Origin of the sequence: Methylobacterium sp. Leaf111 (genome assembly GCF_001423285.1) — a bacterium.
Classification (GTDB): domain Bacteria; phylum Pseudomonadota; class Alphaproteobacteria; order Rhizobiales; family Beijerinckiaceae; genus Methylobacterium.
Genome location: NZ_LMNE01000001.1, coordinates 348,621 through 374,398, shown reverse-complemented (window position 1 = coordinate 374,398; position 25,778 = coordinate 348,621). Strand labels below are relative to the sequence as shown.

Sequence of the window (25,778 nt, the reverse complement as noted above, 5' to 3'; positions counted from 1 at the left end):
CGTTGGCGTAGGGAAGCGGGAGGCCTCAAGGTCTTGGGCGTCGTAGTTCCGATCGATGAGAGAAGTCCCGATCCCGAGGCGAGCCTGGCCGACCTCGTCGCCCTGGTGTCCGGTGGGATGGAGCGCGTCAACGCGACGATCCTGTCCCGCACCGGATCCGACGTCCAGATGATTCCCGAAGTCGCCAACCACCTGATCTCCTCGGGCGGCAAGCGCCTCCGGCCGATCCTCACGCTCGCGACCGCCGATCTCTGCCACTATGTCGGCGACGGCGCGGTGAAGCTCGCCGCCAGCGTCGAGTTCATGCATACCGCGACCCTCCTGCACGACGATGTGGTCGACGGCAGCGACATGCGTCGCGGCAAGGTGGCGGCCCGCATCAAGTGGGGGAACGAGGCCAGCGTCCTGGTGGGCGATTTCCTCCTCGGCCAAGCTTTCCGCATGATGGTGGAGGTCGGATCGCTGAAGGCCCTCGACATCCTGTCGGCGGCGGCCACCATCATCGCCGAGGGCGAGGTGATGCAGCTCACCGCGGCGAAGAACACAGAAACGAGCGAGGCCGAGTATCTCGCGGTGATCAGCGCCAAGACGGCGGAGTTGTTCGCCGCCGCCTGCGAGGTCGGTCCGGTCCTGGCTCAGCGCGACGCCGCCGAGCAGGCAGCCTGCCGCGCCTACGGCATGAACCTCGGCATCGCCTTCCAGCTCATCGACGACGTCCTCGATTACGGCGGCACCAGCGATACCCTGGGCAAGAATGTCGGCGACGATTTTCGCGAGGGTAAGATCACGCTACCCATCGTCCTGGCGGTGCGTCGTGCCACGGGTAGCGAGCGCGGCTTCTGGAAGCGGACGCTCGAACTCGGCGAGGTCACGGACAACGATCTCGAAACAGCGCGCGCCATCCTGCGGCGTCACGGCGCCCTGGAGGAAACGATGGCGCGCGCCCGCCTGTACGGCGACCGGGCCCGGGATGCCCTGAAGACGTTCCCGCCGAGCCCGATGAAGCACGCCCTGCTGCAGGTCGTCGACTTCTGCATCGCCCGGGCGCACTGAGCGTCCCGGCGCAGCGTCGGATCGTCAGGCTGCTGCCTGGCGCATGACCGGCGGCGGAGCGAGGGCCACGTGCTCGCAATCGGTGACCTCGGACGTTTCGGCCAGGGACGGCGCGATCACGATCCGGCCCGCGTCGTCGGACCATTGCGTGAGAAGACCGTCGGTGGTGGCCTTGTCCATGGGCCGCCCGAAGAGGTAGCCCTGGCCGTAGGTGCACCCCTGGCCGGCAAGCCAATCGACGCTGGTCCCGCTCTCGATGCCCTCGGCCGTGGTGAGAAGGCCGAGGCTGGAGCCCAGGGCGATGATCGCATCCACGAGCTTGGCGCGCTCGCTGCTCAGCCGCATCGATTCCACGTAGCTGCGATCGATCTTCAGCTTGTCGAACTGCAGTTCGCGCAGGTGGTAGAGGCTGGAATATCCAGTCCCGAAATCGTCGAGGGCGATGCGGACGCCAAAGCTCTGGAGCGATTTCAGAGCGGTCCGCGCCGCTTCGAGATCGTTCACCAGGGCCGTCTCGGTGATCTCGATCTCCAGGCGACCCGGTGCGAACCCGGTCTCCGTCAGGATGCCGAGGATCTGCTCGGGCAGGTGCGGATCGCGCAGCTGCAGCGGCGAGATGTTGATCGCCAGCTGGAGATGGGCCGGCCAGAGCCGAGCGTCCCGGCAGGCCCGGCGCATCAGCGACCAGGTGAGCTCGGCGATCAGACCGGTCTCCTCGGCCAGGCTGATGAAATCGGCCGGGGTCAGGACGCCCAGCCGGGGATGATTCCAGCGGGCCAGCACCTCGAACCCGATGAGATCGCGGCCGGGCAGCGACACCACTGGCTGGTAGAACGGCTCGATCTCGCCCTGCTCGATGCCGACCCGCAATTCCCCTTCGAGCCGGGCGCGTGCCTTCAGGGCCTGACCCATGTCGAGATGGAAGAACCGGTAGGTCCCGCGCCCATCCCGCTTGCCCTGGTACATGGCGACATCGGCGGCGTGCAGCAGCGCCTCGGCGGTGCGGCTCTCCTCCGTCGCCGTCGCGATTCCGATGGTGGCGCCGATCTCGAGACGGCTCTGGGTCCAGGCGATCGGCTGAGAGAGCGAGGCGATGATGCCCTGCGCGAGCCGCGCCAGAGCTTCCGGATCGCTGTCGGTGTCGAGAAGAAGAGCGAACTCATCGCCCCCGAGGCGCGCGACGAGGCTCTGGGGCGGCGCGAGGGCCCGCAGGCGATCGGCGATGACGCAGAGGACGGCGTCACCCGCGGCATGACCATGGACGTCGTTCACCGGCTTGAAGCGGTCGAGATCGATCAGCATCACGGCGACCCGCGGGAGACCGGTGGCCACGCGGATGCGCGCCGCGAGGGTTTCGCCGAACAGGCGGCGATTGGCGAGACCCGTCATCGCATCGTGGCGTGCGACGGCCTCGGCATGCGCCTCGGCCCCGTCCCGATCCTGCATCGCCTTGCGCAGCTTGAACGACTTGCGGATGGCCGCCACGACCACGCCCAGGCTCATGCAGAGGGACAGCATCAGCAGATCCTGAAGCTGATGCGTCCGGGTCGCGTCGATGAGAACCGTGAAGAACCCCAGCTGAGTGCCGACGATCCAGATGCAGGAGCCGATCATCATCAGGCACAGGAGTTCTCGGAGCTCGCCCTCTCCCCACGAGTTGTTTTTTTGGTCGGGCATGCACCGCTCCTTGCGCGCGCCGATCCTGCAGCCTCAAACCTTGAGCGAGCGTAAAGCTGACGTCTGAAGTCGGCGCCGTTGCACGGAAAGTTGCTATCCCACCAAGAGGGCGAATGCTTAGCGCAGCATCGCTGCCGTGACCCACCAGCCTGGATGAACTGCCGCGATGCTGCGTGCGGCGCGGGCCGCCTCGGACCGATGCCCGAAAATCCCGAACACCGTCGCGCCGGACCCCGACATCCGCGCCAAGCGGCATCCGGAGGCGGCCCGCAGGGCCCCGAGCGCCACGTCGATCACCGGGGCGAGGCTCCGCGCCGGGGTTTCGAGGTCGTTGCGGGCAGGGGTGATCGCGCGCAGGAGGGCCTCCGCCCCGAGACCGGGGGCGATGACGGGATGCGCGCCGGTGCCGTGGCGATCGCCGACCGCGAGCCCGAGCGCGCGGAACACCGGCGCAGTCTCGACCGGGACGCCCGGATTGATGAGGACCGCCGGCAGCGGGGTCATATCCAGGGCGGGTCCGACGGCCTCGCCAGCGCCCGCCATCATGCGGGCGCGTGGGACAAGACAGACCGGGACATCGGCGCCAGTGGCACGGGCGGCCGCGACCAGGTCCGAATCGTCGGGGGCGATGTCGTTCAGGCGGCCCAGAAGGCGCAGGGCCGCCGCGGCGTCGGAAGAGCCGCCGCCGATGCCTGCGGCGACGGGCAGGCGCTTCACGAGATGGAAGGTGCCCTGGCGGAGACCAGGCCGAAGGCGGGCGAGATGACGCGCCGCGCGGATGACGAGGTTGTCGTCGAGGGGGCCGGCCGGGCCGGCCGTCGGCCCCGAAACGGTCAGCGCTAGGTCGGGACCCGGCTCCAGGCTGAGCGTGTCGCCTGCGCCGGTGAAGACCACGAGACTTTCGAGCTCGTGATAGCCGTCGCCGGCCCGGCGGCCGAGGACGTGAAGGGTGAGGTTGATTTTCGCCGGAGCGCGGGTGACGAGGAGGGGCACGGACACTCGGGGCTCACGGGTCGGGCAGTCGCGGGGCCGGTCTGGCCCCGCGACGCGCGTTCCGTCAAGCCTTCGGGCCGATCAACCGCCGCTCTTCTTATCGGCCGCGCCCGGGGGCTCGTTCGGGGCCGGGGCGCCCTTCGGCAGCTCGGGGTTCACCTTGCTCTCGGGCGGATTCTCGGCGGTGGCGGCGGGCTTCTCGAGTTCCGGCAAGCCGTCCTTGAGCTTGGCATTGATCTTCTCGAGGTCGTCCGGCTCTGGGTTCAGGTCCTTGGCGTGCTGCCATTGGAACTTGCCCTCCAGGCGACGCCCGGCGCGCCAGTAGGCGTCGCCCAGGTGGTCGTTGATGGTCGGATCGCCGGGCTTCAGCTCGATCGCCTTTTCCAGCTCGCGCACCGCATCGTCCCAGCGGCCGAGGCGGAAATAGGCCCAACCCAGGCTGTCGATGATCATGCCGTCGCGCGGGGCCGCATCGACGGCCTGCTTCAGCATCGTGAAGGCCTCGTCGATGTTCATGTTCTGATCGACCCAGGAATAGGCCAGGTAGTTCAGCACCTGGGCCCGGGCGCCGGGCTGGCTCGCGGGCACCAGCTCAAGGGCCTTCTTCAGGTCGGCCTCGGCCTTCGGCCACTGCTTGGCGCGCTCGTAGGCGGTCCCCCGGAAGTAGAACGTCGTCCAATAGTTCGCGGCCGGCTTGTCGCCGATCAGCGCGATGGCACGGCTGTAGGTCTCCGCCGCCTCCTCGTACTTCTTGCGCGAACGCTGGACGTTGCCGAGCGCCGTGACGACGTCGATGTCGTCCGGATGCGCCTTCATCGCGGCATCGAGATGGGCGATGGCCTCGTCGCCCTTGCCCATCTGCTCCAGGTTCAGTCCGACCTGGACGTCGGCATTGAGGCGCAGGGGCGAGGTGGTGGGGATCTGCGAATAGGCCTCGTTGGCCCGCTCGGTCTGCTTCATCCGGTCGAGGATGTCGGCAAGGGTGAGCCGCGCGAGGGCGTGCTCGGGGGCGAGGTAGAGGGCGAGGCGCAGGTAGACCACCGCCGGCAGTTCGTCGCCCTGGGTCGAGCCGGCCGAGCCGAGACCGTACAGCACCTCGCCCGCGCCCTCCTGCGCCGAGTTGACGAGGCGGCTGAGGGGTTTGCCCTCCTTCAGCTTGGTCAGGGCATCGCGCACGATGGGGTGGCGCGGCAGCAGCTTGTCGAACTCGGTATAGGCCTGGATCGCGAGGTCGGTGCGGCCGGCCTGGGCCTCGAAGCGCGCATAGGCGTCGACGATGCGCAGGGTGTTGCGGTCGGCGTCGTAGGCGGCCTTGAGGCGGCGCTCGGCTTCCGCCTGATCGCCGACGAGGCTGGCGATCAGCCCGGCATGGAAGTCGCGGAAGGTGTTGTAGTAGCGTTCGCCCTTAAGCTTGTTGATGGTCTCCAGCGCGCGCTTGCCGTCGTTGGCCCCGGCGAAGGCCCAGGCGGTGAGCAGCGTCCCGGTCAGGTCGGCGGCGGCCCCCCGGCCGCTGCGCGCGAAGTTCTGGCGGGCCTGGGCGAACTGTCCCGCCTTGATCTGGCGCACGCCGAGGGCGAGCTGGGCGAGGCCGTTCGATCCGTCGCGGCTGGTCAGGCGTTCGGCGGCCCGGAAGGCGTCCGGCAGGGAGCCGTCGGCGAGCAGCGACACGAAGGCCCGCTCCAGCAGCTCGGCGTTGCGGGGATCGGCCTTCACGGCCTCGCGGTAGTAGCTCGCTGCGGCTGCAGTGTCCTTGGAGGCACCGGCGATGTAGGCCGAGAGGAAGTTGCCCTCCAGCGACTCCGCGGGCTCGTACTCGGAGATCGGAGCGGATTCCCGCGGCTGAGCCGCGTAGGCCGTCGACGAGCTCGCGAGGCAGACGGCGAGGGCCGAGAGGACCCGGCGGCCGGTCCGGCTGGTTTTGGCTGTTCCGTTCATGGGCACCGATCACGGCTCCTGCGCACCGGCCATCTCGGTGGCCGGGCTAGTTCGGGGCGGGACACTGGACTCTTACCGCCATCCTCGCAAGGCATAAGGATGGCGGCCCCTGCGCCCGCCATCCCCCCTCATTCGACCGTGATCCGGGCAGCGGACCGGCCCCCTCACATGTTCGGGTAGTTCGGCCCGCCCGGTCCTTCCGGGGTCTCCCAGTTGATGTTCTGGTTCGGATCCTTGATGTCGCAGGTTTTGCAGTGGACGCAGTTCTGGGCGTTGATCTGGTAGCGTACGCCGTCGCTGGCGCCGGCATCCTCCACCCATTCGTAGACGCCGGCCGGACAGTAGCGGGCAGACGGGCCACCGTAGACGTCGTGCTCGGAGGCCTTTTGCAGCTCCATGTTCCGCACCTTGAGGTGGGCCGGCTGGTCCTCCTCGTGATTGGTGTTCGACAGGTAGACCGAGGAGAGTCGGTCGAAGGTCAGCTTGCCGTCGGGCTTGGGATAGACGATCGGCTTCACCTCGCTCAGCGGCTTCAGCGTCGCGTGGTCCGGCTTCCCGTGGCGCAGCGTTCCGAAGGGCGAGGCGTCCAGGATGGTGTTCGACCACATGTCGAGCCCGCCGAGCCCGACGCCGACGAGCGTGCCGTACTTCGACCAGAGCGGCTTGACGTTGCGCACGCGCTTCAGGTCCTGGCCGATGGCGCTGTCGCGCCAGCCGTTCTCGTAGGTCTCGAGCTCGTCGCCCTGCCGGCCGGATTCGAGTGCCTGCGCCAGGGCCTCGGCCGCCTGCATGCCGGACAGGACCGCATTGTGCGAGCCCTTGATGCGGGGCACGTTCACAAAGCCGGCGGAGTCGCCCACGAGGCAGCCGCCCGGGAACACGAGCTTCGGCACCGACTGCCAGCCGCCCTCCATGATGGCGCGCGCGCCGTAGCCGATGCGCTTGGCCCCGTCGAAGGTCTCGGCGATCATCGGGTGGGTCTTGAAGCGCTGGAACTCCTCGAACGGCGACAGGGTCGGATTCTCGTAGTTCAGGTGCGTGACGAAGCCGACCGAGAGCAGGCCGTCGTCGAAATGGTAGAGCCAGGAGCCGCCGCCGGCCTTGTTCGGCAGGGGCCAGCCCATGGTGTGCTGCACGAGGCCGGCCTGGAACTTGTCAGGGGCGAGCTGCCAGAGTTCCTTGACGCCGAGGCCGTACTTCTGGTGGTCGCTGTAAGCGTTGAGCTTGAAGCGATCGATCACCGTCTTGGTCAGCGATCCGCGCGCGCCCTCACCGAAGACCGTGTACTTGGCCCGCAACTCCATGCCGCGGGTGTAGTCGTCGCGCGGCTCACCGGACTTGCCGATGCCGAGGTCGCCGGTGGCGACGCCCACGACGACGCCGGATTCGTCGTAGAGCACCTCGGATGCCGGGAAGCCCGGGTAGATCTCGACGCCGAGCTCCTCGGCCTTGGCGCCGAGATACTTCGTCACGTTCGAGAGCGAGCCAACGAAGTTGCCGTGGTTCGACATCAGCTTGGGGAAGAACAGGTTCGGCATGGTGAGGCCGCTGTTCTTGGTCAGGAACATGAACTCGTCTCGCGCGACCGCCGTCTTGAGCGGGCGCGCCTCGTCCTGGCGCCAGCCGGGCAGCAGGCCGTCGAGGCCCGAGGGATCGATCACCGCGCCCGACAGGATGTGGGCACCGACCTCTGAGCCCTTCTCCACCACGACGATGCTGGCATCGGCGGACAACTGCTTGAGGCGGATGGCGGTCGCGAGCCCGGCCGGCCCGGCCCCCACGATGACCACGTCGAATTCCATCGCCTCGCGTTCGGGCAGCGCCATCCGTCATCCTCCTGTGAGGCCCTGCTTTGCCGCGGGGCCCTCGTCATTCGTCCCGATCGTCCGTCTACGGACCGACGATCCCGTGTCCGGCGATCACTCTCAACCCATTCCAACCTGAGAACGCAAGCGGCGCCAAGGTCTCGGGGGCAGCGGGTGACGATGTCGCGCGGGTCAAAAGGCAGTGCGCAGCGTCGCACGCCCGGTTGTCCACAACTGCGTGAGGCGCCACATCGGGATCATGAGCCAGAGCGACGACCGCCAGCGGGATCTCATCGCCAGCCTCGATTTTCACGTCGAGGCCGGACTCGACCTCTTCCTCGACGAGGCGCCCCACGATCGCTTCTCGGAGGCCGAGGCGCCCGAGCCGATGACGGCGCCCCCCGCACGGCCCACGCCTTTGCGCGACGCGCCGGCCCCGCCGCGGCCACCCTTGCCCGGCGCCGGCATGGTCCTGGCCGATTTGCCCCAGCGCGGCGCGGTCCCGCCGCCGGCCCGGACCTTCGGCCAGTCGGCCGCGTCCAGGCCTGGGGAGGCGGCCGGCGATGCGCGTGCGCGGGCCCGCGACGTGCAGAGCCTCGACGAGCTGGAGGCGCTGCTCGCCGGCTTCGATGGTTGCCCGCTGAAATTCACCGCCAAGAACCTCGTCTTCGCCGACGGCAATCCGGCGGCGAAGCTGATGTTCATCGGCGAGGCCCCGGGGGCCGACGAGGACCGCGTCGGCAAACCCTTCATGGGCCGTTCGGGCAAGCTTCTCGACCGCATGATGGCGGCCATCGGCCTCGACCGGACGAACGCTTACGTCACCAACATCGTGCCGTGGCGGCCGCCGGGGAACCGCAACCCGACCCCTCAGGAGGTCTCGATCTGCAGGCCGTTCATCGAACGGCAGATCGAACTCGCCGATCCGGACCTCATCGTTTGCCTCGGCAGCCCGGCGACGCAGGCGATCACCGGCACCAAGGACGGCATCTTGAAGGCGCGCGGTCGCTTCTACCCCTACCGCGTCGGGAGCCGCGAGATCCGTGCCCTGGCGACGCTGCATCCGGCCTATCTCCTTCGCCAGCCGCTGCAGAAGCGCCTCGCCTGGCGGGACTTCCGGACCTTGCGCGCCGCCCTCGACGGGAAGGCCTGAGCCCGCTCGGGCCGGCGCCCAAGCGGAACCGTATCCCGTAGCTGCGACTTACTTCACGCGGCCGTGTGTGACGCCGCGTGGCCGGACAGGGTGTAACGAGATCATGCGCTGGGAAGATTTCCGCTCGTCGGACAATGTCGAGGATCGGCGCGGCGAAGGTGGCGGCGGTGGTGGGTTCGGCTTTCCCGGCGGCGGAGCCGGTGGCCTTGGCATCGGCACCATCGTGATCCTGTGCATCATCGGCTGGGTCACGGGCATCAACCCGGCGGTCCTGATCGGCGGTGCCGAGCAGATGTCCGGCGGCGGACGCCCGCGCCAGGAGCAGGTCGACCCCCAGACCCAGGCCCAGCGCAAGACCAAGCCGACGGACGAGAGCGGGCGCTTCGCCGCCGCGATCCTCGGCAACACCGAGGACGTGTGGAAGGAGGTCCTGCCGAACCAGACGGGCCGCCAGTACCGCCCGACCGCGATGGTGCTCTACACCGGCGGCACCCGCAGCGGCTGCGGCTCGGCCCAGGCCGCCATGGGGCCGTTCTACTGTCCGATCGACAAGAAGGTCTATCTCGACACTTCGTTCTTCAAGGAGATGGAGCAGAAGTTCGGCGTGAAGGGCGACTTTGCCTACGCCTACGTCATCGCCCACGAGGTCGGCCATCACGTCCAGGACGAACTCGGCATTCTCGGCAAGGTCCAGGGCCGCCAGCAGAACGCGTCGACCAAGACCGAGGCGAACCAGCTGTCCGTGCGCACCGAGCTCATGGCCGACTGCCTCGCGGGCGTCTGGGCCAAGAATTCCAACGACAAGTATAACGCCCTGGAGCAGGGCGACATCGAAGAGGCGATGCAGGCGGCGAGCGCCATCGGCGACGACAAGCTTCAGAAGCAGTCGCAGGGGTATGCCGTGCCGGATTCCTTCACGCACGGCTCATCCGAGCAGCGGATGCGCTGGTTCATGACCGGCTATCGCAGCGGACAGACGAAATCCTGCGACACGTTCCGGGCCGCGCGGAACTGAGCTGCAGCCGGCGCGCTGTCGGGGGGCGGGACTTTCGCGTAGGATCGGTCCCGTCCCGCCCGCGTTCGGTTGAAGGCATTCCAAGATGGTCGCATCCGACAAGACCCGCAGCTTCATCCCGCTGGCCATCGCGGTCCTCACGGTATCGGACACCCGCAGCGAGGGGGACGACCGCTCCGGCGACACCCTCGTCGAGCGCCTCACGGCGGCGGGGCACACCCTGGCCGCCCGCGCCATCGTCCCCGACGAGGTCGAGGCGATCCGCGGACAGGTCGAGTGCTGGAGCCGTGACCCGGCCGTCGACGTGGTCATCACCACGGGCGGCACCGGTTTCACGGGTCGCGACGTGACGCCCGAGGCAATCGAGCCCCTGTTCGAGAAGCGCATGGATGGTTTCTCGGCCGTCTTCCACCGCATTTCCTACGACAAGATCGGAACCTCGACCTTGCAGTCGCGCGCCACGGCGGGCGTCGCGAACGCGACCTACATCTTCGTTCTGCCCGGCTCTCCCGGCGCCTGCCGCGACGCTTGGGACGGCATCCTGGCCGCGCAGCTCGACTACCGCCATCGGCCCTGCAACTTCGTCGAGATCATGCCCCGCCTAGACGAGCACCTGCGTCGCGGCGCTTCGATCTCGGTGTAGGCGGGACGGTCGACCCGCGATCCGCGGCGATTACGCCCGGTCGAGGCGCGCCGCGAGCGGGCGGGCCTTCAAACGGCGGATGAATTTCGGGCCCGCCAGCAGGCGTTCGCGGCGCACCAGATCGCCTGGGCGTGGAGCGTTCACGCCGATGACGCGCTCCCCTCCGGCGGCCAGGCGTGCCGGCAGGCCGGTATGGGGGCGGCGCAAGCGGGCCAAAGACACCTCCGGGCGGGCCGTCCCAATGAAGCGGTCCAGAAGACGGATCCAACCCTCGGCGGGAACATCGCCGGCCTCGAGACACAGCACCCAGTCCCGGCGCGCGATCTTTGCACCGGCCGACCAGGGCGACGACCCACGACCACGCAGAACGACCGTCGCGCCGGTCGCCTCGGCCACGGCCTCGATCATCGCATTCGCGACCGGCACGACGATCACCGCGTCACCGACGAGTCCTGCCGCAACTCCGGCGACCAGCGCGCCTAGCGTATCGGCGAGATGATCGACGGAATCGGGGTCGGCAGGCCGCGCCACGGAGATGAGAGCCGAAAGCATGCGCGCGCATACCGTATTTTCGCGTAGCGCCAAGCCACATCGCGGCGACGCAGAGGACGCAAATGGGTAGAAACGCGACACGACACGCGTTCTGCCTGAAATTTTTGCAGCGCCCCGAGCATTTGTTCATGATACGTTCTCGTCCGATCCCAACGGATGAACCTCGCCCATGCCAGCAGACGCCACTCGCCCATCGTCCGCCGGCCCCGCGGCTGCGCGACGCCTCGGCGAGACCACACCGCAGCCGATGGGGCGGCGGGGCCGGGGTGCCACGGCCAATCCGAGCGGACGGTACGAGGCGGCCCGACGGGAAACCTTCGACGACGGCTGGTCCGGGAATGAGGAGGCGGTCCCCGTCCGGACCGAGGTGCGGCCGGAGCATGCCCGCACGCTGATCACCCGCAACACCTCGCCCGACATCTCGTTCGATCGCTCGATCAATCCCTACCGCGGCTGCGAGCACGGCTGCGTTTACTGCTTCGCCCGTCCGAACCACGCCTATGTCGGCCTGTCACCGGGCCTCGACTTCGAGACCAAGCTGTTCCGGAAGGTGGGTGCCGGCGCTCTGCTCGAAACGGAGTTGTCGGCACCGGGCTACCGTCCCGCCACGATCGCCCTGGGCACCGCCACCGATCCCTACCAGCCGATCGAACGGGAGCATCGCGTCACCCGCGCGGTGCTGGAGGTCCTGGCGCGGTTCCGCCACCCGGTCGGCATCGTGACGAAATCGAATCTCGTCGTGCGCGATCTCGACCTCCTCACCGACCTCGCGCGCGACGGTCTCGTGAAGGTCGCGATCTCGGTGACCACCCTCGATCCCGTCCTGGCACGCCGGCTGGAGCCCCGCGCGCCGCATCCGCAAAAGCGCCTGGACGCGATTGCCCGCCTGAGCGCCGCGGGCATTCCCGTGATGGTCATCGCCGCGCCGATCATCCCTTCGTTGAACGACCACGAGCTGGAGGCGATCCTCGCCCGGGCCCGGGCGCTCGGCGCCGTGGAGGCGAGCCACGTACTCCTGCGCCTGCCGCTCGAACTCGATGACCTGGTGAACGACTGGTTCGCCGAGCATTACCCAGGCCGCCAGCGCCACGTCATGTCGCTGGTCCGCGCCGCGCGGGGCGGAAAGGCCTATGACGCCGCTTTCGGCACGCGGATGACCGGCACCGGCGCCTATGCCGACCTGATCCGCCAGCGCATGCGGCTCGCCCGGCAGCGCCTCGGCTATCCCGAAGTCCGTCGTCGCCTGCGCGTCGACCTGTTCAGGGTTCCGCGCGACCAGTTGAGCCTGTTCTGAGATCGTAGGCGCGCGTGAAGCTGAGCCGATGATGGGGCGAGCGGCCGCGGTGTGCAAGGCCGGCGAGATGGGTGCGCGTGCCGTAGCCGACGTTGCTCGCCCAGCCGTAGTCCGGGTAGCGCCCGGCCAGCCGACGCATCAATGCGTCGCGCAGGGTCTTGGCCACGATGGAGGCGGCGGCGATCTGCGGCACCAGCCGGTCGCCGCCCACCACGGCGCGGCCGGGGAGGGCGAGTCCCGGAATCGTGTCGCGGCCGTCGACCCAGACCGGTGCGTCGAGATGCAGGCCGAGGACCGCGCGCCGCATGGCGTCGAGGGTGGCAGCGCGGACGTTGATCCGGTCCACCAGCGCGCGCGATCCGGCCGCCACCGCGACGCGGGCCCACGCCCGGATGAGTGGAGTCAACGCCTCGCGCTCGGCCGCCTTCAGGCGCTTGCTGTCGTCGAGACGCGCCAGAAGCTCGGGCGGGAATGCAGCCGGCGCAAACCACACCGCCGCGACGATCACCGGGCCGCAGAGGGCCCCCCGCCCAACCTCGTCGCAGCCGATCACGGCCGGGTAGGTCTCCGCCAGGCGCGGGTCGAAGGGCGGCATCGGGCAGGGTCCGGGCAGGGGGCTGATCCCTTCCCCTAGCGTGCGTGGCCAGTCGGGTCCACGCGTCAGCCGAGTTCGACGATGCCCCGCGATGGCGTGCCCGCGGCCCGAACCCGGACGGACGTGCTGCCATGGGCTTGTGCGATGTTGTCGTAGAACTGCCGCGCGCTCTCGGCCCAGGTGTACCGCAGGGCTTCGCTGCGGCAACGCTCCCGCGGAATTGCCAAGGCGGCCAGGGCGGCCGCACGCAAGTCGTGATCGAGGACGCCGGCACCGGTCCGGCCGATGACGTCGAGGGGCCCGGTGACGGGATAGGCGGCCACTGGGACGCCACAGGCGAGGGCTTCGAGAAGCACGATTCCGAAGGTGTCGGTCAGGCTCGGAAACACGAAGACGTCGGCAGCGGCGTAGAGGGCGGCGAGGGCGGCGCCGGTGCGGATGCCGAGAAAGCGGGCCGCCGGCGCAATCCCCGCGAGGCGCGCCCGATCCGGGCCGTCGCCGACGACGACCTTCGTTCCAGGCAGATCGAGGCGCAGGAACGCCTCGAGGTTCTTCTCCACCGCGAGCCGTCCCACCGAGAGGAAGATCGGCCGCGGCAGCCCGGCAAGGTCCGGCGCATCCGGCGGGCGAGGCCGGAACAGCTCGGTGTCGACGCCGCGCGTCCAGCGTATCAGGTTGGTGAAGCCGCGCGCGTGGAGGTCGCGCTCCAGGGAGGGGGTCGAGACCATGGTGCCGTTGGCCGCGCCATGGAACCGGCGCAGCCAGGCATAGCTCCAGGTTTCGGGCACGGGGGCCCGGGCGGAGAGGTATTCCGGGAAGCGGGTGTGATAGCTCGTGGTGAACGGGCGGCCATGGGCGAGGCAGTATCGCCGCGTGGCATAGCCCACGGTCCCTTCCGTGGAGATGTGGACGTGGGTGGGCTGCAGATCGTCCCAGAGGCGCGCCACGTGCCGCTTGGTGGCGTAGGCGACCCGAATCTCGGGATAGCCCGGCAGGGGCAGGGAGGCGAAGTCCTGGTGGGTCAGGAACACCGGGTCAAAGCCGTAGGCAGCCCCCGCCGCGGCCATGTTCTCCAGGGAGCGGACCACGCCGTTGACTTGCGGATGCCAGGCATCCGTCGCGATGAGGAGCCTCACGCGACCGCCCGGGCTCCGTCGGGCCGCGTGCGGTCGACGAGATCGGTCCGCCCGGCGCGGGCCCTCAGCAGGCTCGGATAGTGCAACACCTCCATGGTGCCGTCGTAGTGCTCGACGATGGCGGTGCAGGATTCCACCCAGTCGCCGGTGTTCAGGTAGGTGAGACCGTTGATCTGCCGGTTGGCCGCGTGGTGGATGTGGCCGCAGATCACCCCGTCGGCCCCGACGCGCTTGGCCTCGGCGCTGAGCAATTCCTCGAACTTGCCGATGAAGTTGACGGCGTTCTTGACCTTCAGCTTGGCCCAGGCGGAGAGCGACCAGTAGGCGAGGCCGAGGCGGCGGCGCACGGTGTTGACGTAGGTGTTCACGAAGAGGGCGAAGGTGTAGGCGCCGTCGCCCAGGAACGCGAGCCACCGGGCATGGCGGACCACCATGTCGAATTGGTCGCCGTGGATGACGAGGTAGCGCTTGCCGTCGGCGGCCTCATGCACCCGCTGATCGGCGATTTCGATGCCACCGAAGGTCATGCCGATATAATCGCGCAGGAACTCGTCGTGGTTGCCCGGGACGTAGACCAGCGTCGAGCCCTTGCGAACCTTGCGCATGAGCTTCTGCACGACGTCGTTGTGGCTCTGCGGCCAGTACCAGCCGGACTTGAGTTGCCAGCCATCCACGATATCGCCGACGAGGTAGATCTCGTCCGCATCGTAATCACGCAGGAATTCCAGCAGCAGATCGGCTTGGCAACCCTTGGTCCCCAGATGCATGTCGGACAGGAACAGGGTCCGGACGCGGGTCGTCTCGGTGTCTTCGCCCACGTTCGCCTCCGGGACAGCCTCCGATCCCTGGAGCCAAACCGGATTCCCGTATCAGTTTGATGACGTCGGCCTTGTCAGACCGGCCGCCTTCGGCGCCGCGACGTAAGCTCTTCTTCCACAAAAAAAATTTTGATTTGAGACCAAGTATTTCGGGTTTTCCTTTCGGCGGGAAGCCGGGCATAGTCCCGCTCAAGGTGCCCCACCGGGCGGCGTTCGAGAACGCATGACCGGAGCCCATCGAGGCGAACTAAGGGTGCCGTCCCCGGGGACGACGACGCTGAAACGGCCCAGCGGTCAGCGCGTGTCGCGCGACCCGGCCCATGGAGAAGAGGCTTGTGGTATTCGGTGGCGCGCGCGGCGACGGGCGTCGAAGGGCTTTCTTCGGCGCGGGCGGACCTGGGTCCTGTATCCGTCCACAGGTCGCGCACGTACGAGTTCGTCCCGCGATTCATCTAACCAGCGGCCGCTACGAGCACTCGGGATCGTCCCGGGACGCTCCGTGCGATCCGCTTCAACCCTCGGCGCATCATTGTCGCCGCACGCCAGGGCGCGTGTGGTCACTAACGTGAGAAACGGAGAAAACATCATGGCGGCAACGCGACGTCCCGGCCGGAACCACCTGTTCGTCCCGGGCCCGACGAACATCCCGGATCGCGTGATGCGCGCGATGATGGTGCAGTCCGAGGATCACCGTTCGGTGGACTTCCCCACGCTGACCAAGCCGCTCTTTCAGGACACGAAGGCCGTCTACGGTTCGACCGAGGGCACCATCTTCCTGTTCCCGGCCTCCGGCACCGGCATCTGGGAATCCGCCCTGTCCAACACCCTGTCGCGCGGTGACAAGGTCCTGGCCGCCCGCTTCGGCCAGTTCAGCCACCTCTGGATCGACATGGCCCAGCGCCTCGGCCTGGAAGTCATCGTCCAGGACGAGGAGTGGGGCACGGGTGCGAACCCGGAGCGGATCGGCGAGGCCCTGCGCGCCGACAAGAACCACGAGATCAAAGCCGTCATGGTCGTCCATAACGAGACCGCCACCGGCGTCACCAGCGATGTCGGTGCCGTGCGCAAGGCGATCGACGCCGCCGGCCACCCGGCCCTGCTGTTCGTCGACGGCGTCTCCTCGATCGGCTCGCTCCCCTTCAAGATGGACGAGTGGAAGGTCGATTGCGCCATCGCCGGCTCGCAGAAGGGCCTGATGCTCCCCGCCGGCCTCGGCGTGATCTGCGTCAGCCAGAAGGCGCTCAAGGCCGCCGACACCTCGTCGGGCCAGAACGACCGCCTCGCACACGTGTACTTCGACTGGGCCGACCACCAGAAGCAGAACCCGGCCGGCTACTTCCCCTACACCCCGTCGCTGCCGCTGCTCTACGGCCTGCGCGAGGCCCTGGCCTGCCTCAACGAGGAAGGCCTCGAGAACGTCTACCACCGCCATCACGTCCTCGGCGAGGCGACCCGCCAGGCCGTGGCCGCCTGGGGCCTGAAGACCTGTGCCAAGGAGCCCAAGTGGAACTCCGACACGGTCACGGCCATCCTGGTGCCGGAGGGCGTCGACGCCGCCGCGATCATCAAGCACGCCTACGTGCGCTATAACCTAGCGCTCGGCGCCGGTCTGAGCCAGGTGGCCGGCAAGGTGTTCCGCATCGGTCACGTCGGTGACATGAACGAACTGTCGCTGCTGGGCGCCATCGCGGGTGCCGAGATGTCGATGCTCGATCACGGCGTGAAGGTCCAGCCCGGCTCCGGCGTCGCCGCCGCCTCGAGCTACCTGCGCGAGAACCCGCTCTCGAAGTCCTGAGCCTTTCCGGGTTCCGGATCTTTCGAAGCCAGACGTTCGGCCGGGATGGGTTCGCCCATCCCGGCCACGACCTCGACCCCACCCGTGACGTGCCCTATCCGAGACTTGGCCGGATCGGCCAGAGGATTCCATGACGAAGAAGATCGTGTTCCTCGACCGCGAGTCCCTGGACGCCAACGTCCGTGAGTTCAACTTCCCCCACGAGTACGTCGAGTACGAGTCGACCTGGACGCCGGAGGAGATCGTCGAGCGCCTGAAGGGTGCCGAGATCGCGCTGATCAACAAGGTCCCGATGCGGGCCGAAACCCTGAAGCAGCTCCCCGACCTCAAGCTGATCGCGGTGGCCGCCACCGGCACCGACGTGGTCGACAAGGAGGCCGCCAAGGCCCAGGGCATCACCATCGTCAACATCCGCGGCTACGCCTTCAACACGGTGCCCGAGCACGTGATCGGCCTGATGTTCGCCCTGCGCCGGGCCATCGTGCCCTACGCCAACTCCGTGCGCCGGGGCGATTGGGCGAAGTCGACCCAATTCTGCTACTTCGACTACCCGATCCACGACATCGCCGGCTCGACGCTGGGCATCGTCGGCTACGGCGCGCTCGGCAAGTCCATCGCCAAGCGGGCGGAAGCCCTCGGCATGACGGTCATCGCCTACGACGTGTTCCCCCAGGAGGGCCTCGTCGATTTCGAGACGATCCTGCGCGAGTCCGACGTCATCACGCTGCACGCGCCGCTGACGCCCGAAACCCGCAACATGATCGGGCGCGAACAACTCGCGAAGATGAAGAAGCACGCGCTCCTCATCAACACCGCGCGCGGCGGCCTCGTCGACGAGGAGGCTCTAGCCGAAGCCCTTAAGGCGGGCACCATCGGCGGCGCCGGCTTCGACGTGGTGATGACCGAGCCGCCCAAGAACGGCAACATCCTGTGCGAGCTCGACCTGCCCAACCTCATCGTCACGCCGCACGTGGCCTGGGCCAGCAAGGAGGCCATGCAGATTCTCGCCGACCAGCTCGTCGACAATGTTGAGGCCTTCGTCGCCGGCAAGCCGCAGAACGTAGTGTGACGCGGGCCCGCGCTCCCCACTCGCGCGGGGGCGCATCGTGATCGCCGAAGCGATCGACCAAATCGAAACCAAACGCCAGCCGTGCCGAGCGCGGAACCGACAGGGATCCTGAAGACATGAAGAAGCTGCTGTTCCAATTCGACACCGACGCCGTCCCGAGCGTGTTCGACGTGGTCGTCGGTTACGATGGCGGCGCGGATCACATCACCGGCTACGGCAACGTCACTCCGGACAATGTCGGCGCACTGGTCGACGGCACGATCTACACCCGCGGCGGCTCCGAGAAGAAGTCGACGGCGATCTTCGTCGGCGGCGGCAGCATGGCGGCCGGCGAGGCCGTGTTCGAGGCGGTGAAGAAGCGCTTCTTCGGCCCGTTCCGCGTCTCGATCATGCTCGATTCCAACGGCTCCAACACCACCGCCGCCGCCGGCGTCGCGCTGGTGCAAAAGGCGGCCGGGTCGCTCCAGGGCAAGAAGGCCGTCGTGCTCGCGGGCACCGGCCCGGTCGGCATGCGCTCGGCCGCGCTCCTCGCGCAGGAAGGCGCCGACGTCATCCTGTGCGGTCGCTCCCTCGACAAGGCCCAGGCCGCCGCCGACCAGATCAACACCCGCTTCAAGGTGAACATCAAGGCCGCCGAGACGCCCGACGCCGCCTCGCGCGCGCAGATCGTCAAGGGCCAGAACCTCGTGTTCTCGGCCGGCGCCATCGGCCTCGAGCTCCTGCCCGAGGACGCCTGGAAGGACGAGGCCAGCATCGAGTTCGTGGCCGATTACAACGCTCAGCCGCCCCTCGGCTTCGGCGGCATCGAGGCCATGGACAAGGGCAAGGATCGGCACGGCAAGAAAGTGTTCGGCGCGCTCGGCATCGGCGGCCTGAAGCTCAAGCTGCACCGCGCCTGCGTCGGCCAGCTCTTCGACAACACCGAGCAGGTGCTCGACGCCGAGGCGATCTACGCGCTCGCCAAGAAGATGGCCTGATCGCCATGGCGGAGAAAGAGAATCCCGCGCACGAGACGATCCAGACCTTCTTGGATGGTCTGGCGAGTTCGGCGCCCACGCCCGGCGGCGGCGGTGCCGCCGCCATCTCGGGCGCCATGGGTGCCGCCCTCCTCAGCATGGTGTGCAACCTCACCATCGGGAAGAAGAAGTACGTCGAGGTCGAGGGCGAGCTCAAGGAGATCCTCGGACAGTCCGAGGCCCTGCGCGCCGAACTCACCGGTATGATCGCCGACGACGTCGAGGCCTTCGACGCGGTCATGGGCGCCTATGGGCTTCCCAAGACCACCGACGAGGAGAAGGCCGCGCGGGCGGACCGGATCCAGGCCGCCCTCAAGGTCGCCACCGACGTGCCGCTCGAATGTTGCCGCGCCTGCCGCAAGGTCATCGACCTCGCCCAGACGGTCGCCGAAAAGGGCAACCTGAACGTGATCTCGGATGCCGGTGTTGCGGTGCTCTCCGCGCATGCGGGCCTGCGCAGCGCGGCCCTGAACGTCTACGTCAACGCCAAGGGCCTCGACGACCGCGCCTTCGCAGACGAGCGCCTGCGCGAACTCGAAACCCTCCTGGGCTCGGCCGGTCCGCTGAATGAGTCCATCTATGAGGTCGTCAAGGCCAAGGTGAACTGAGGCGCGATCCGACTCGGGCCCCAAGGTGAGTCGGCCTCGGGAACGTCCGGGCGGTTCCGCGAGGCATCGGCTCAAGACAAACCGGACGATCAGAGGTAACAAGAGCTGCTCCCGACGCCATCGGGGCAGCTCTTGTGCAAATTGAATACAGTTCACCGTTCCTCAAGGCAGAGTGAACGGTAATTTAAAAAAATATAAATGGCGAAGCACTTTCCGTGAAGTGAAATTTACGAGACAGTCGCCCCAAGAAAGAAACGCCGAGGAGAACGCTGATGGACGTGCACGAGTACCAGGCCAAGGAACTGCTTGCCGGCTTCGGTGTCGCCGTTCCCAAGGGAGCCGTGGCCTTCAGCGCCGACCAGGCGGTCTACGCCGCGACCGAGCTCGGAGGATCGTTCTGGGCCGTGAAGGCGCAGATCCACGCCGGCGCCCGCGGCAAGGCCGGCGGGATCAAGCTGTGCCGGACCTACAACGAGGTGCGCGACGCCGCCAAGGATCTCCTCGGTAAGCGCCTCGTGACCCTCCAGACGGGGCCCGAGGGCAAGCCGGTCCAGCGCGTCTACGTCGAGACCGCGGATCCGTTCGAGCGCGAACTCTACCTCGGCTACGTCCTCGACCGGAAGGCCGAGCGCGTGCGGGTCATCGCCTCCCAGCGCGGCGGCATGGACATCGAGGAGATCGCCGCCAATGAGCCGGAGGCGTTGATCCAGGTGGTCGTCGAACCCGCCGTCGGCCTGCAGCAGTTCCAGGCCCGCGAGATCGCGTTCCAGCTCGGCCTCAATATCAAGCAGGTGTCGGCCGCCGTGAAGACGATCATGAACGCCTACCGGGCGTTCCGCGATTGCGACGGCACCATGCTGGAGATCAACCCCCTGGTCGTCACCAAGGACGACCGGGTCCTGGCGCTCGACGCGAAGATGTCCTTCGACGACAACGCCATGTTCCGCCGGCGCAACATCGCCGACATGCACGACCCCTCGCAGGGCGACCCGCGCGAGGCCCAGGCCGCTGAGCACAACCTCTCGTATATCGGCCTCGAGGGTGAGATCGGCTGCATCGTGAACGGCGCCGGCCTCGCCATGGCCACCATGGACATGATCAAGCATGCCGGCGGCGAGCCCGCGAACTTCCTCGATGTCGGTGGCGGCGCCTCGCCGGACCGGGTCGCCACGGCCTTCCGCCTCGTCCTGTCGGATCGCAACGTGAAGGCGATCCTCGTCAACATCTTCGCTGGCATCAACCGCTGCGACTGGGTCGCGCAGGGCGTCATTCAGGCGGCGCGCGAGGTGAAGATCGACGTGCCGCTGATCGTGCGGCTCGCCGGCACGAACGTCGAGGCGGGCCAGAAGATCCTGGCCGAGAGCGGCCTCGACCTCATCACCGCCAACAGCCTGTCCGACGCCGCCGCCAAGGCCGTCGAGGCCTGCGCCGCGACCAAGCGCGCCAACTAAGAACGGGGAGGATACGTCATGAGCATTCTGATCGACGAGAAGACCCCGATCATCATCCAGGGCATCACGGGCGACAAGGGCACTTTCCACGCCAAGGAGATGATGGAGTACGGCTCCAACGTCGTCGGCGGCGTCACCCCCGGCAAGGGCGGCAAGACTCATCTCGGCGTGCCGGTGTTCAACACCGTCAGGGAGGCCGTGGAAGCCACCGGCGCCACCACCTCCATCACCTTCGTGGCGCCTCCCTTCGCGGCCGACGCCATCATGGAAGGGGCCGATGCCGGCCTCGCGTTGATCTGCTCGATCACCGACGGCATCCCGGCCCAGGACATGATGCGGGTGAAGCGCTATCTGCGCCGCTACCCCAAGGACAAGCGCACCATGGTGGTGGGCCCGAACTGCGCCGGCATCATCTCGCCCGGCAAGTCGATGCTCGGCATTATGCCCGGTCACATCTACCTGAAGGGCAATGTCGGCGTGATCTCGCGCTCCGGCACCCTCGGGTACGAGGCCGCCGCGCAGATGAAGGACGAGGGTATCGGCATCACCACCTCGGTGGGCATCGGCGGCGACCCGATCAACGGATCGTCGTTCCTCGATCATCTTGCCCTGTTCGAGCAGGACCCGGAGACCAAGGCCGTCCTGATGATCGGCGAAATCGGCGGTCCGCAGGAGGCCGAGGCCTCCGCCTGGATCAAGGAGAACATGACGAAGCCGGTCATCGGCTTCGTGGCCGGCCTCACTGCCCCGAAGGGCCGCCGCATGGGCCATGCCGGTGCGATCATCTCGGCGACCGGCGATTCCGCCGCCGAGAAGGCCGAGATCATGCGCTCCTACGGTCTTACGGTCGCTCCGAGCCCCGGTGAGTTCGGCACGACGGTGGCGCAGGTGATGCGCAAGCTGGCGGCGTGAGCCGACGCCGATCCGTCCTGCGGATCGGCCACGCGCCGACATTCGAAACTCGACTCACCGCTCCCCCCCGGCGGATCGCCGGCCTAGCCGAAATCGATCGCGCGTGTGGGGAGGGGCGACGCGACTGAAAACCCGACGGCTGGCGCCGATCCCATGCCGGCGGGGCGCAACAGACCAATCCATTGGCTGCCTCCGTCGCGGTCAATCGGCTAATACTTCCCTCGAGGTGGCCTTCGATGACGGATACCCTTCACGCCCCGGTCGGAGCCGTCGACCACGCCTTCGCGCCGCCCGTCATCACGGGCACCTCGTCGAAGGAAGCGCTCGACATCCTGTTCCATGCCCTTCTGGACGTTGCCCGCCGGCACGAGCCCGAACTCGAGGACGTGCTGCACGGCCGCGCCAACATCTCGGAATTCTCGCCCGAGCTGCTGGCCCGCGCGCTGCAGGTGCAGGGCATCTGGTTCCAGCTCCTCTCGATCGCCGAGCAGAACGCCGCCATGCGCCGGCGCCGTCAGGTCGAGCGCACCAAGGGCCGCGAGGCGCTGAGCGGCAGCTTCAGCGCCGTGCTGGCCGATGCGGCGGCGAATGGCATCAAGGCTCCGGAAATCCACGCGCTGCTCAAGGATCTCCGAATCCGCCCAACGATCACCGCGCATCCCACCGAGGGCAAGCGCGTCACCGTGCTGGAGAAGTTCCGCCGCATCTACCTCGTGCTGCGCGAGCTGGAACTGCCGCGCTGGACCGAGCGCGAGCGCAACGGCCTGATGAACGAGCTGCGCGACCAGATTGAGCTCGTCTGGATGACGGGCGAACTCCACCTGGAGAAGGCCACCGTCGAGCGCGAGGTCGCCTGGGGCTTGCACTTCTTCGACGAGACGCTGTTCGAGATGCTGCCCGAGGTGCTCTATTCCCTGGAGGAGAGCCTGGCGCAGTACTACCCGGACGAAAAGTTCGAGGTGCCGGCGTTTTTCCAGTTCGGCTCCTGGATCGGCGGCGACCGCGACGGCAACCCCTACGTCACCTCGTCCGTCACCCGCACCACCCTGCAGCGCAACGCGCTCGCCTCCCTGCGGCGCTACCGCGACGGCGTGACGGCCCTCGGGCGCACGCTCTCCCTCACCGAACGCTCGCTGCCGGTGCCGGCGACCTTCAAGGCCGAATTGGCGCAGATGCTGGCCGAGAGCGGCGACGGCCGCGCCATCGCCAACCGCAACCCGGGCGAGGCCTATCGGCAGTTCCTCACCTGCATCCTGCGCAAGCTCGAGGCGACGATCCTGCGTAACAAGGGTCAGCGCTCGACCGGACCCGACTACCCGAGTGCCGACGGCCTCATCAACGACCTGCGGACCCTGGAGCAGGGGCTCGCCGACGCGAAATGCGCCTCGCTGGCGATCGACTTGGTGCGCCCGGTGCGGCGCATGGTGGAGATCTTCCGCTTCTCCACCGTCCGCCTGGACCTGCGCGAGAACACCACCCGCACCACCAAGACCCTGCAGGCCCTGTGGATCCAGTCCCATGGGCAGAACCGCACCCCGCCCGACGTCGACTCACCCGAGTGGAAGAAGTGGCTGATCGAGGAACTGGCCAAACCCCGGACCGGGGAGCGCAGCTTCGACGACCTGCCGGACGACGCCCGCGAGACCCTAGAGACCTTCGCGCTGGTGGGCGAGATGCGTGAGCAGCTCGACCGCGAAGCCTTCGGCGCCTTCATCCTATCGATGACCCGCTCGGTGCAGGACATCCTCGGCGCCTACCTGCTGGCCAAGGAGGCCGGCAACTTCCTCGACGCCACCGGCACCGAAATCTGCTGCCTGCCGATCGTGCCGCTGTTCGAGACCATCGACGATCTCCGCGCCGCGCCCGCGATCATGAAGGAGCTGTTCTCGATCCCGGTGGTGCGCCGCTCGACCCGCTGGCAGGGGGGCGTCCAGGAGGTGATGATCGGGTACTCGGATTCGAACAAGGACGGCGGCTTCGTCGCCTCGAACTGGGAACTCTACAAGGCGCAGGACAAGCTGACCCAGCTCGGCAAGGCCTCCGGCGTGCCGATCGCGTTCTTCCACGGCCGCGGCGGTTCGGTCAGCCGCGGCGGCGCTCCGACCGCACGGGCCATCGCGGCCCAGCCACCGGGCTCGATCAACGGACGCTTCCGCACCACCGAGCAGGGCGAAGTCGTCTCGTTCAAGTACGCCAACCGGGGCACCGCCGCCTACCAGATGGAGCTTCTGGCCTCCTCGGTCTTCGAGCACGCCCTGAAGTCGGAGCGCGAGGCCGCCAAGATCCCCCGTAACGAGTTCGACGATTGCTTGGAGGCGCTGTCGGGCGCCTCGCGCGCGGCCTACGTCAACCTGATCCAGCACCCCGACCTGGTGACGTATTTCGGCGCCGCGAGCCCCCTCGACGAGATCGCGCTCCTCAACATCGGCTCCCGCCCGGCCCGTCGCTTCGGCGCCCGGTCGCTCTCCGACCTGCGCGCCATCCCGTGGGTGTTCGCCTGGTCGCAGAACCGCCACGTCATCACGGGCTGGTATGGTGTCGGTTCGGGCCTCAAGAGCTTCCTCGACGTGCGCGGTCAGCAGGGCGAGGCCCAGCTGCGGCGGCTGTTCGCTGAATCGAAGCCGTTCCGGCTCATCCTCGACGAGGTCGAGAAGACGCTGCTGATGGTCGATCTGGAGATCGCGCGCGACTACGCGAGCCTCGTCCCCGACGAGAACGCGCGCAACAGCATCTTCCCGATGATCGAGGCCGAGTACGCCCTGACCCGCGAGATGGCCCTGCGGGTCAGCGGCGGCCGCGAGCTCGCCGAGCGCTTCCCCCTGTTCCGCGACCGCCTCAACGGGCGCCTGCCGACCATCAACCAGGTCAGCCGCGAGCAGGTCGAGCTCCTGCGCCGCTTCCGCTCGGAGGAGGACGAGGATCGACGCGAGGCGGTGAAGTCCGCCTTGCTGCTCTCGATCAATTGCATCGCCGTCGGCTTCGGCGCGACGGGGTGATCCATTTGTCCCAAGACCGAAGACCGCCACCGGCCCTCGGTCTTGCGCGCAGCCGCACCCGGACGGGTATGGTGGCCCGACCGTCGGGTCTCCTGAACGACCCAATCATTCGCAACAGGAAGGAATCCCCATGAGCTTTACCCTGATCCAACAGGCCACGCCGCGCCTCCACCGCTCGGAACTCGCCGTCCCGGGCTCCAACCCGACCTTCATGGAGAAGTCGGCCACCTCGAAGGCCGACGTGATCTTCCTCGATCTCGAAGACGCGGTCGCTCCCGACGACAAGGAGCAGGCCCGCAAGAACATCATCCAGGCGCTCAACGAGATCGACTGGGGCAACAAGACCATGATGATCCGCATCAACGGTCTCGACACCCACTACATGTACCGCGACGTGGTCGACATCGTTGAAGCGTGTCCGCGCCTCGACATGATCCTGATCCCCAAGGTCGGCGTGCCGGCCGACGTCTACGCCATCGACGTGATGGTGACGCAGATCGAGCAGGCCAAAAAGCGCGAGAAGAAGATCGGCTTCGAGGTCCTGATCGAAACCGCTCTCGGCATGGCCAACGTCGAGGCGATCGCCACCTCGTCGAAGCGCCTGGAGGCCATGTCCTTCGGCGTCGCCGACTACGCCGCTTCGACCCGCGCCCGCTCCACCGTCATCGGCGGCGTGAACAAGGACTATTCGGTCCTGACCGACAAGGACGAGGCCGGCAACCGCGAGACCCATTGGCAGGACCCGTGGCTGTTCGCCCAGGCCCGCATGATGGTCGCCTGCCGCGCTTATGGCCTGCGCCCGATCGACGGTCCCTTCGGCGACTTCTCCGATCCGGACGGCTACACCTCCGCTGCCCGCCGCTGCGCCGCGCTCGGCTTCGAAGGCAAGTGGGCGATCCACCCCTCGCAGATCGACCTCGCCAACGAGGTGTTCACCCCGTCCGCTGCCGAGGTCGACAAGGCTCGCCGCATCCTGGCGGCCATGGAAGATGCCGCCAAGGCCGGCAAGGGCGCCGTGTCCCTCGACGGCCGCCTCATCGACATCGCCTCCATCCGCATGGCCGAGGCGCTGATCGAGAAGGCCAACGCGATGTCGGCGAGCTGAGGGCTCGGCCCGACGCCTGACGAAACCCGCAACTCGGCCGCCCCTCTCGGGGCGGCCCTTTTGTTTGGTGACCGGTCCGCAGCTTGGCCGGCACCAAGACCGCCCGTCATTCGTTAATCCACGCCCGCCATGGCCAAGCGTTGCGGCAAACCTGCAA

At 67.9% G+C, this 25,778-nt stretch carries 21 protein-coding genes; 13 read left to right on the top strand and 8 right to left on the bottom strand.

Annotation, left to right across the window (positions count from 1 at the left end; genetic code table 11):
* The first annotated feature begins 33 nt into the window (after positions 1–33).
* Positions 34–1,053: a polyprenyl synthetase family protein gene (locus ASF41_RS01585; RefSeq protein ID WP_056490273.1), complete on the top strand. Its 1,020-nt coding sequence runs from the start codon at positions 34–36 to the stop codon at positions 1,051–1,053.
* Positions 1,054–1,077: 24 nt separating this feature from the next.
* Here ASF41_RS01585 and ASF41_RS01580 read toward each other — a convergent pair whose 3' ends face one another.
* From ASF41_RS01580 to ASF41_RS01565, 4 genes are all read right to left on the bottom strand, one after another.
* A complete protein-coding gene (locus ASF41_RS01580) occupies positions 1,078–2,730 on the bottom strand; it encodes a bifunctional diguanylate cyclase/phosphodiesterase (protein ID WP_082503902.1) in 1,653 nt (550 codons plus the stop codon).
* Positions 2,731–2,847: 117 nt separating this feature from the next.
* Positions 2,848–3,723 (bottom strand): 4-(cytidine 5'-diphospho)-2-C-methyl-D-erythritol kinase, encoded by an 876-nt coding sequence (locus tag ASF41_RS01575; RefSeq protein ID WP_056491195.1) that lies wholly within the window; start codon positions 3,721–3,723, stop codon positions 2,848–2,850.
* An 81-nt stretch (positions 3,724–3,804) separates the two neighbouring features.
* Complete coding sequence (locus ASF41_RS01570; protein ID WP_056490270.1) at positions 3,805–5,658, bottom strand: tetratricopeptide repeat protein; 1,854 nt, start codon at positions 5,656–5,658, stop codon at positions 3,805–3,807.
* A 164-nt stretch (positions 5,659–5,822) separates the two neighbouring features.
* Complete coding sequence (locus tag ASF41_RS01565; protein ID WP_056210961.1) at positions 5,823–7,484, bottom strand: electron transfer flavoprotein-ubiquinone oxidoreductase; 1,662 nt, start codon at positions 7,482–7,484, stop codon at positions 5,823–5,825.
* 238 nt (positions 7,485–7,722) lie between these two features.
* On the opposite strand from ASF41_RS01565, the gene ASF41_RS01560 reads away from it, so the two are divergent.
* From ASF41_RS01560 to moaB, 3 genes are all read left to right on the top strand, one after another.
* Positions 7,723–8,616 (top strand): uracil-DNA glycosylase family protein, encoded by an 894-nt coding sequence (locus tag ASF41_RS01560; RefSeq protein WP_056490267.1) that lies wholly within the window; start codon positions 7,723–7,725, stop codon positions 8,614–8,616.
* 103 nt (positions 8,617–8,719) lie between these two features.
* Complete coding sequence (locus ASF41_RS01555; protein WP_056490264.1) at positions 8,720–9,631, top strand: neutral zinc metallopeptidase; 912 nt, start codon at positions 8,720–8,722, stop codon at positions 9,629–9,631.
* Between the two features lie 85 nt (positions 9,632–9,716).
* A complete protein-coding gene (moaB, locus tag ASF41_RS01550; RefSeq protein ID WP_056490261.1) occupies positions 9,717–10,274 on the top strand; it encodes a molybdenum cofactor biosynthesis protein B in 558 nt (185 codons plus the stop codon).
* A gap of 30 nt (positions 10,275–10,304) precedes the next feature.
* Here the strand turns inward: moaB and ASF41_RS01545 are convergent, their stop codons facing one another.
* Complete coding sequence (locus ASF41_RS01545) at positions 10,305–10,826, bottom strand: hypothetical protein (RefSeq protein ID WP_056210969.1); 522 nt, start codon at positions 10,824–10,826, stop codon at positions 10,305–10,307.
* A 169-nt stretch (positions 10,827–10,995) separates the two neighbouring features.
* Between ASF41_RS01545 and ASF41_RS01540 the strand changes: the two genes are divergently transcribed.
* Entirely contained in the window at positions 10,996–12,120 is a 1,125-nt protein-coding gene (locus ASF41_RS01540; protein ID WP_056490258.1) for a PA0069 family radical SAM protein, read from the top strand.
* Here ASF41_RS01540 and ASF41_RS01535 read toward each other — a convergent pair.
* The 3 genes from ASF41_RS01535 to ASF41_RS01525 form a co-directional block, all read right to left on the bottom strand.
* Positions 12,086–12,715 (bottom strand): ribonuclease HII, encoded by a 630-nt coding sequence (locus ASF41_RS01535; protein WP_156653172.1) that lies wholly within the window; start codon positions 12,713–12,715, stop codon positions 12,086–12,088. The genes ASF41_RS01540 and ASF41_RS01535 overlap by 35 nt on opposite strands.
* A 65-nt stretch (positions 12,716–12,780) precedes the next feature.
* The gene (locus ASF41_RS01530) at positions 12,781–13,851 is read right to left on the bottom strand and encodes a glycosyltransferase family 1 protein (protein ID WP_056490255.1); all 1,071 of its coding nucleotides are present in this window, start codon (positions 13,849–13,851) and stop codon (positions 12,781–12,783) included.
* Positions 13,848–14,669 (bottom strand): UDP-2,3-diacylglucosamine diphosphatase, encoded by an 822-nt coding sequence (locus ASF41_RS01525; RefSeq protein ID WP_056210977.1) that lies wholly within the window; start codon positions 14,667–14,669, stop codon positions 13,848–13,850. The genes ASF41_RS01530 and ASF41_RS01525 overlap by 4 nt, the downstream gene beginning before the upstream one ends.
* A gap of 586 nt (positions 14,670–15,255) precedes the next feature.
* Here ASF41_RS01525 and ASF41_RS01520 point away from each other — a divergent pair.
* The 8 genes from ASF41_RS01520 (at position 15,256) to ASF41_RS01485 (ending at position 25,621) form a co-directional block, all read left to right on the top strand.
* Positions 15,256–16,464 carry an aminotransferase class V-fold PLP-dependent enzyme gene (locus ASF41_RS01520; RefSeq protein ID WP_056210979.1) on the top strand — a complete coding sequence of 403 codons (1,209 nt, stop codon included), beginning with the start codon at positions 15,256–15,258 and terminating at the stop codon, positions 16,462–16,464.
* A 130-nt stretch (positions 16,465–16,594) separates the two neighbouring features.
* Positions 16,595–17,533 carry a D-2-hydroxyacid dehydrogenase gene (locus ASF41_RS01515; protein ID WP_056490251.1) on the top strand — a complete coding sequence of 313 codons (939 nt, stop codon included), beginning with the start codon at positions 16,595–16,597 and terminating at the stop codon, positions 17,531–17,533.
* 116 nt (positions 17,534–17,649) lie between these two features.
* Positions 17,650–18,510: an NADP-dependent methylenetetrahydromethanopterin/methylenetetrahydrofolate dehydrogenase gene (locus tag ASF41_RS01510; protein ID WP_056210983.1), complete on the top strand. Its 861-nt coding sequence runs from the start codon at positions 17,650–17,652 to the stop codon at positions 18,508–18,510.
* Positions 18,511–18,515: 5 nt separating this feature from the next.
* Positions 18,516–19,157: a methenyltetrahydrofolate cyclohydrolase gene (gene fchA / locus ASF41_RS01505; RefSeq protein WP_056490248.1), complete on the top strand. Its 642-nt coding sequence runs from the start codon at positions 18,516–18,518 to the stop codon at positions 19,155–19,157.
* Between the two features lie 272 nt (positions 19,158–19,429).
* Complete coding sequence (locus ASF41_RS01500) at positions 19,430–20,608, top strand: malate--CoA ligase subunit beta (RefSeq protein WP_056210987.1); 1,179 nt, start codon at positions 19,430–19,432, stop codon at positions 20,606–20,608.
* Positions 20,609–20,626: 18 nt separating this feature from the next.
* Positions 20,627–21,520 carry a succinate--CoA ligase subunit alpha gene (sucD, locus tag ASF41_RS01495; protein ID WP_056353730.1) on the top strand — a complete coding sequence of 298 codons (894 nt, stop codon included), beginning with the start codon at positions 20,627–20,629 and terminating at the stop codon, positions 21,518–21,520.
* 236 nt (positions 21,521–21,756) lie between these two features.
* Complete coding sequence (locus ASF41_RS01490) at positions 21,757–24,516, top strand: phosphoenolpyruvate carboxylase (RefSeq protein ID WP_056490245.1); 2,760 nt, start codon at positions 21,757–21,759, stop codon at positions 24,514–24,516.
* Between the two features lie 130 nt (positions 24,517–24,646).
* A complete protein-coding gene (locus tag ASF41_RS01485; protein ID WP_056210994.1) occupies positions 24,647–25,621 on the top strand; it encodes a CoA ester lyase in 975 nt (324 codons plus the stop codon).
* Positions 25,622–25,778 lie beyond the last annotated feature (157 nt).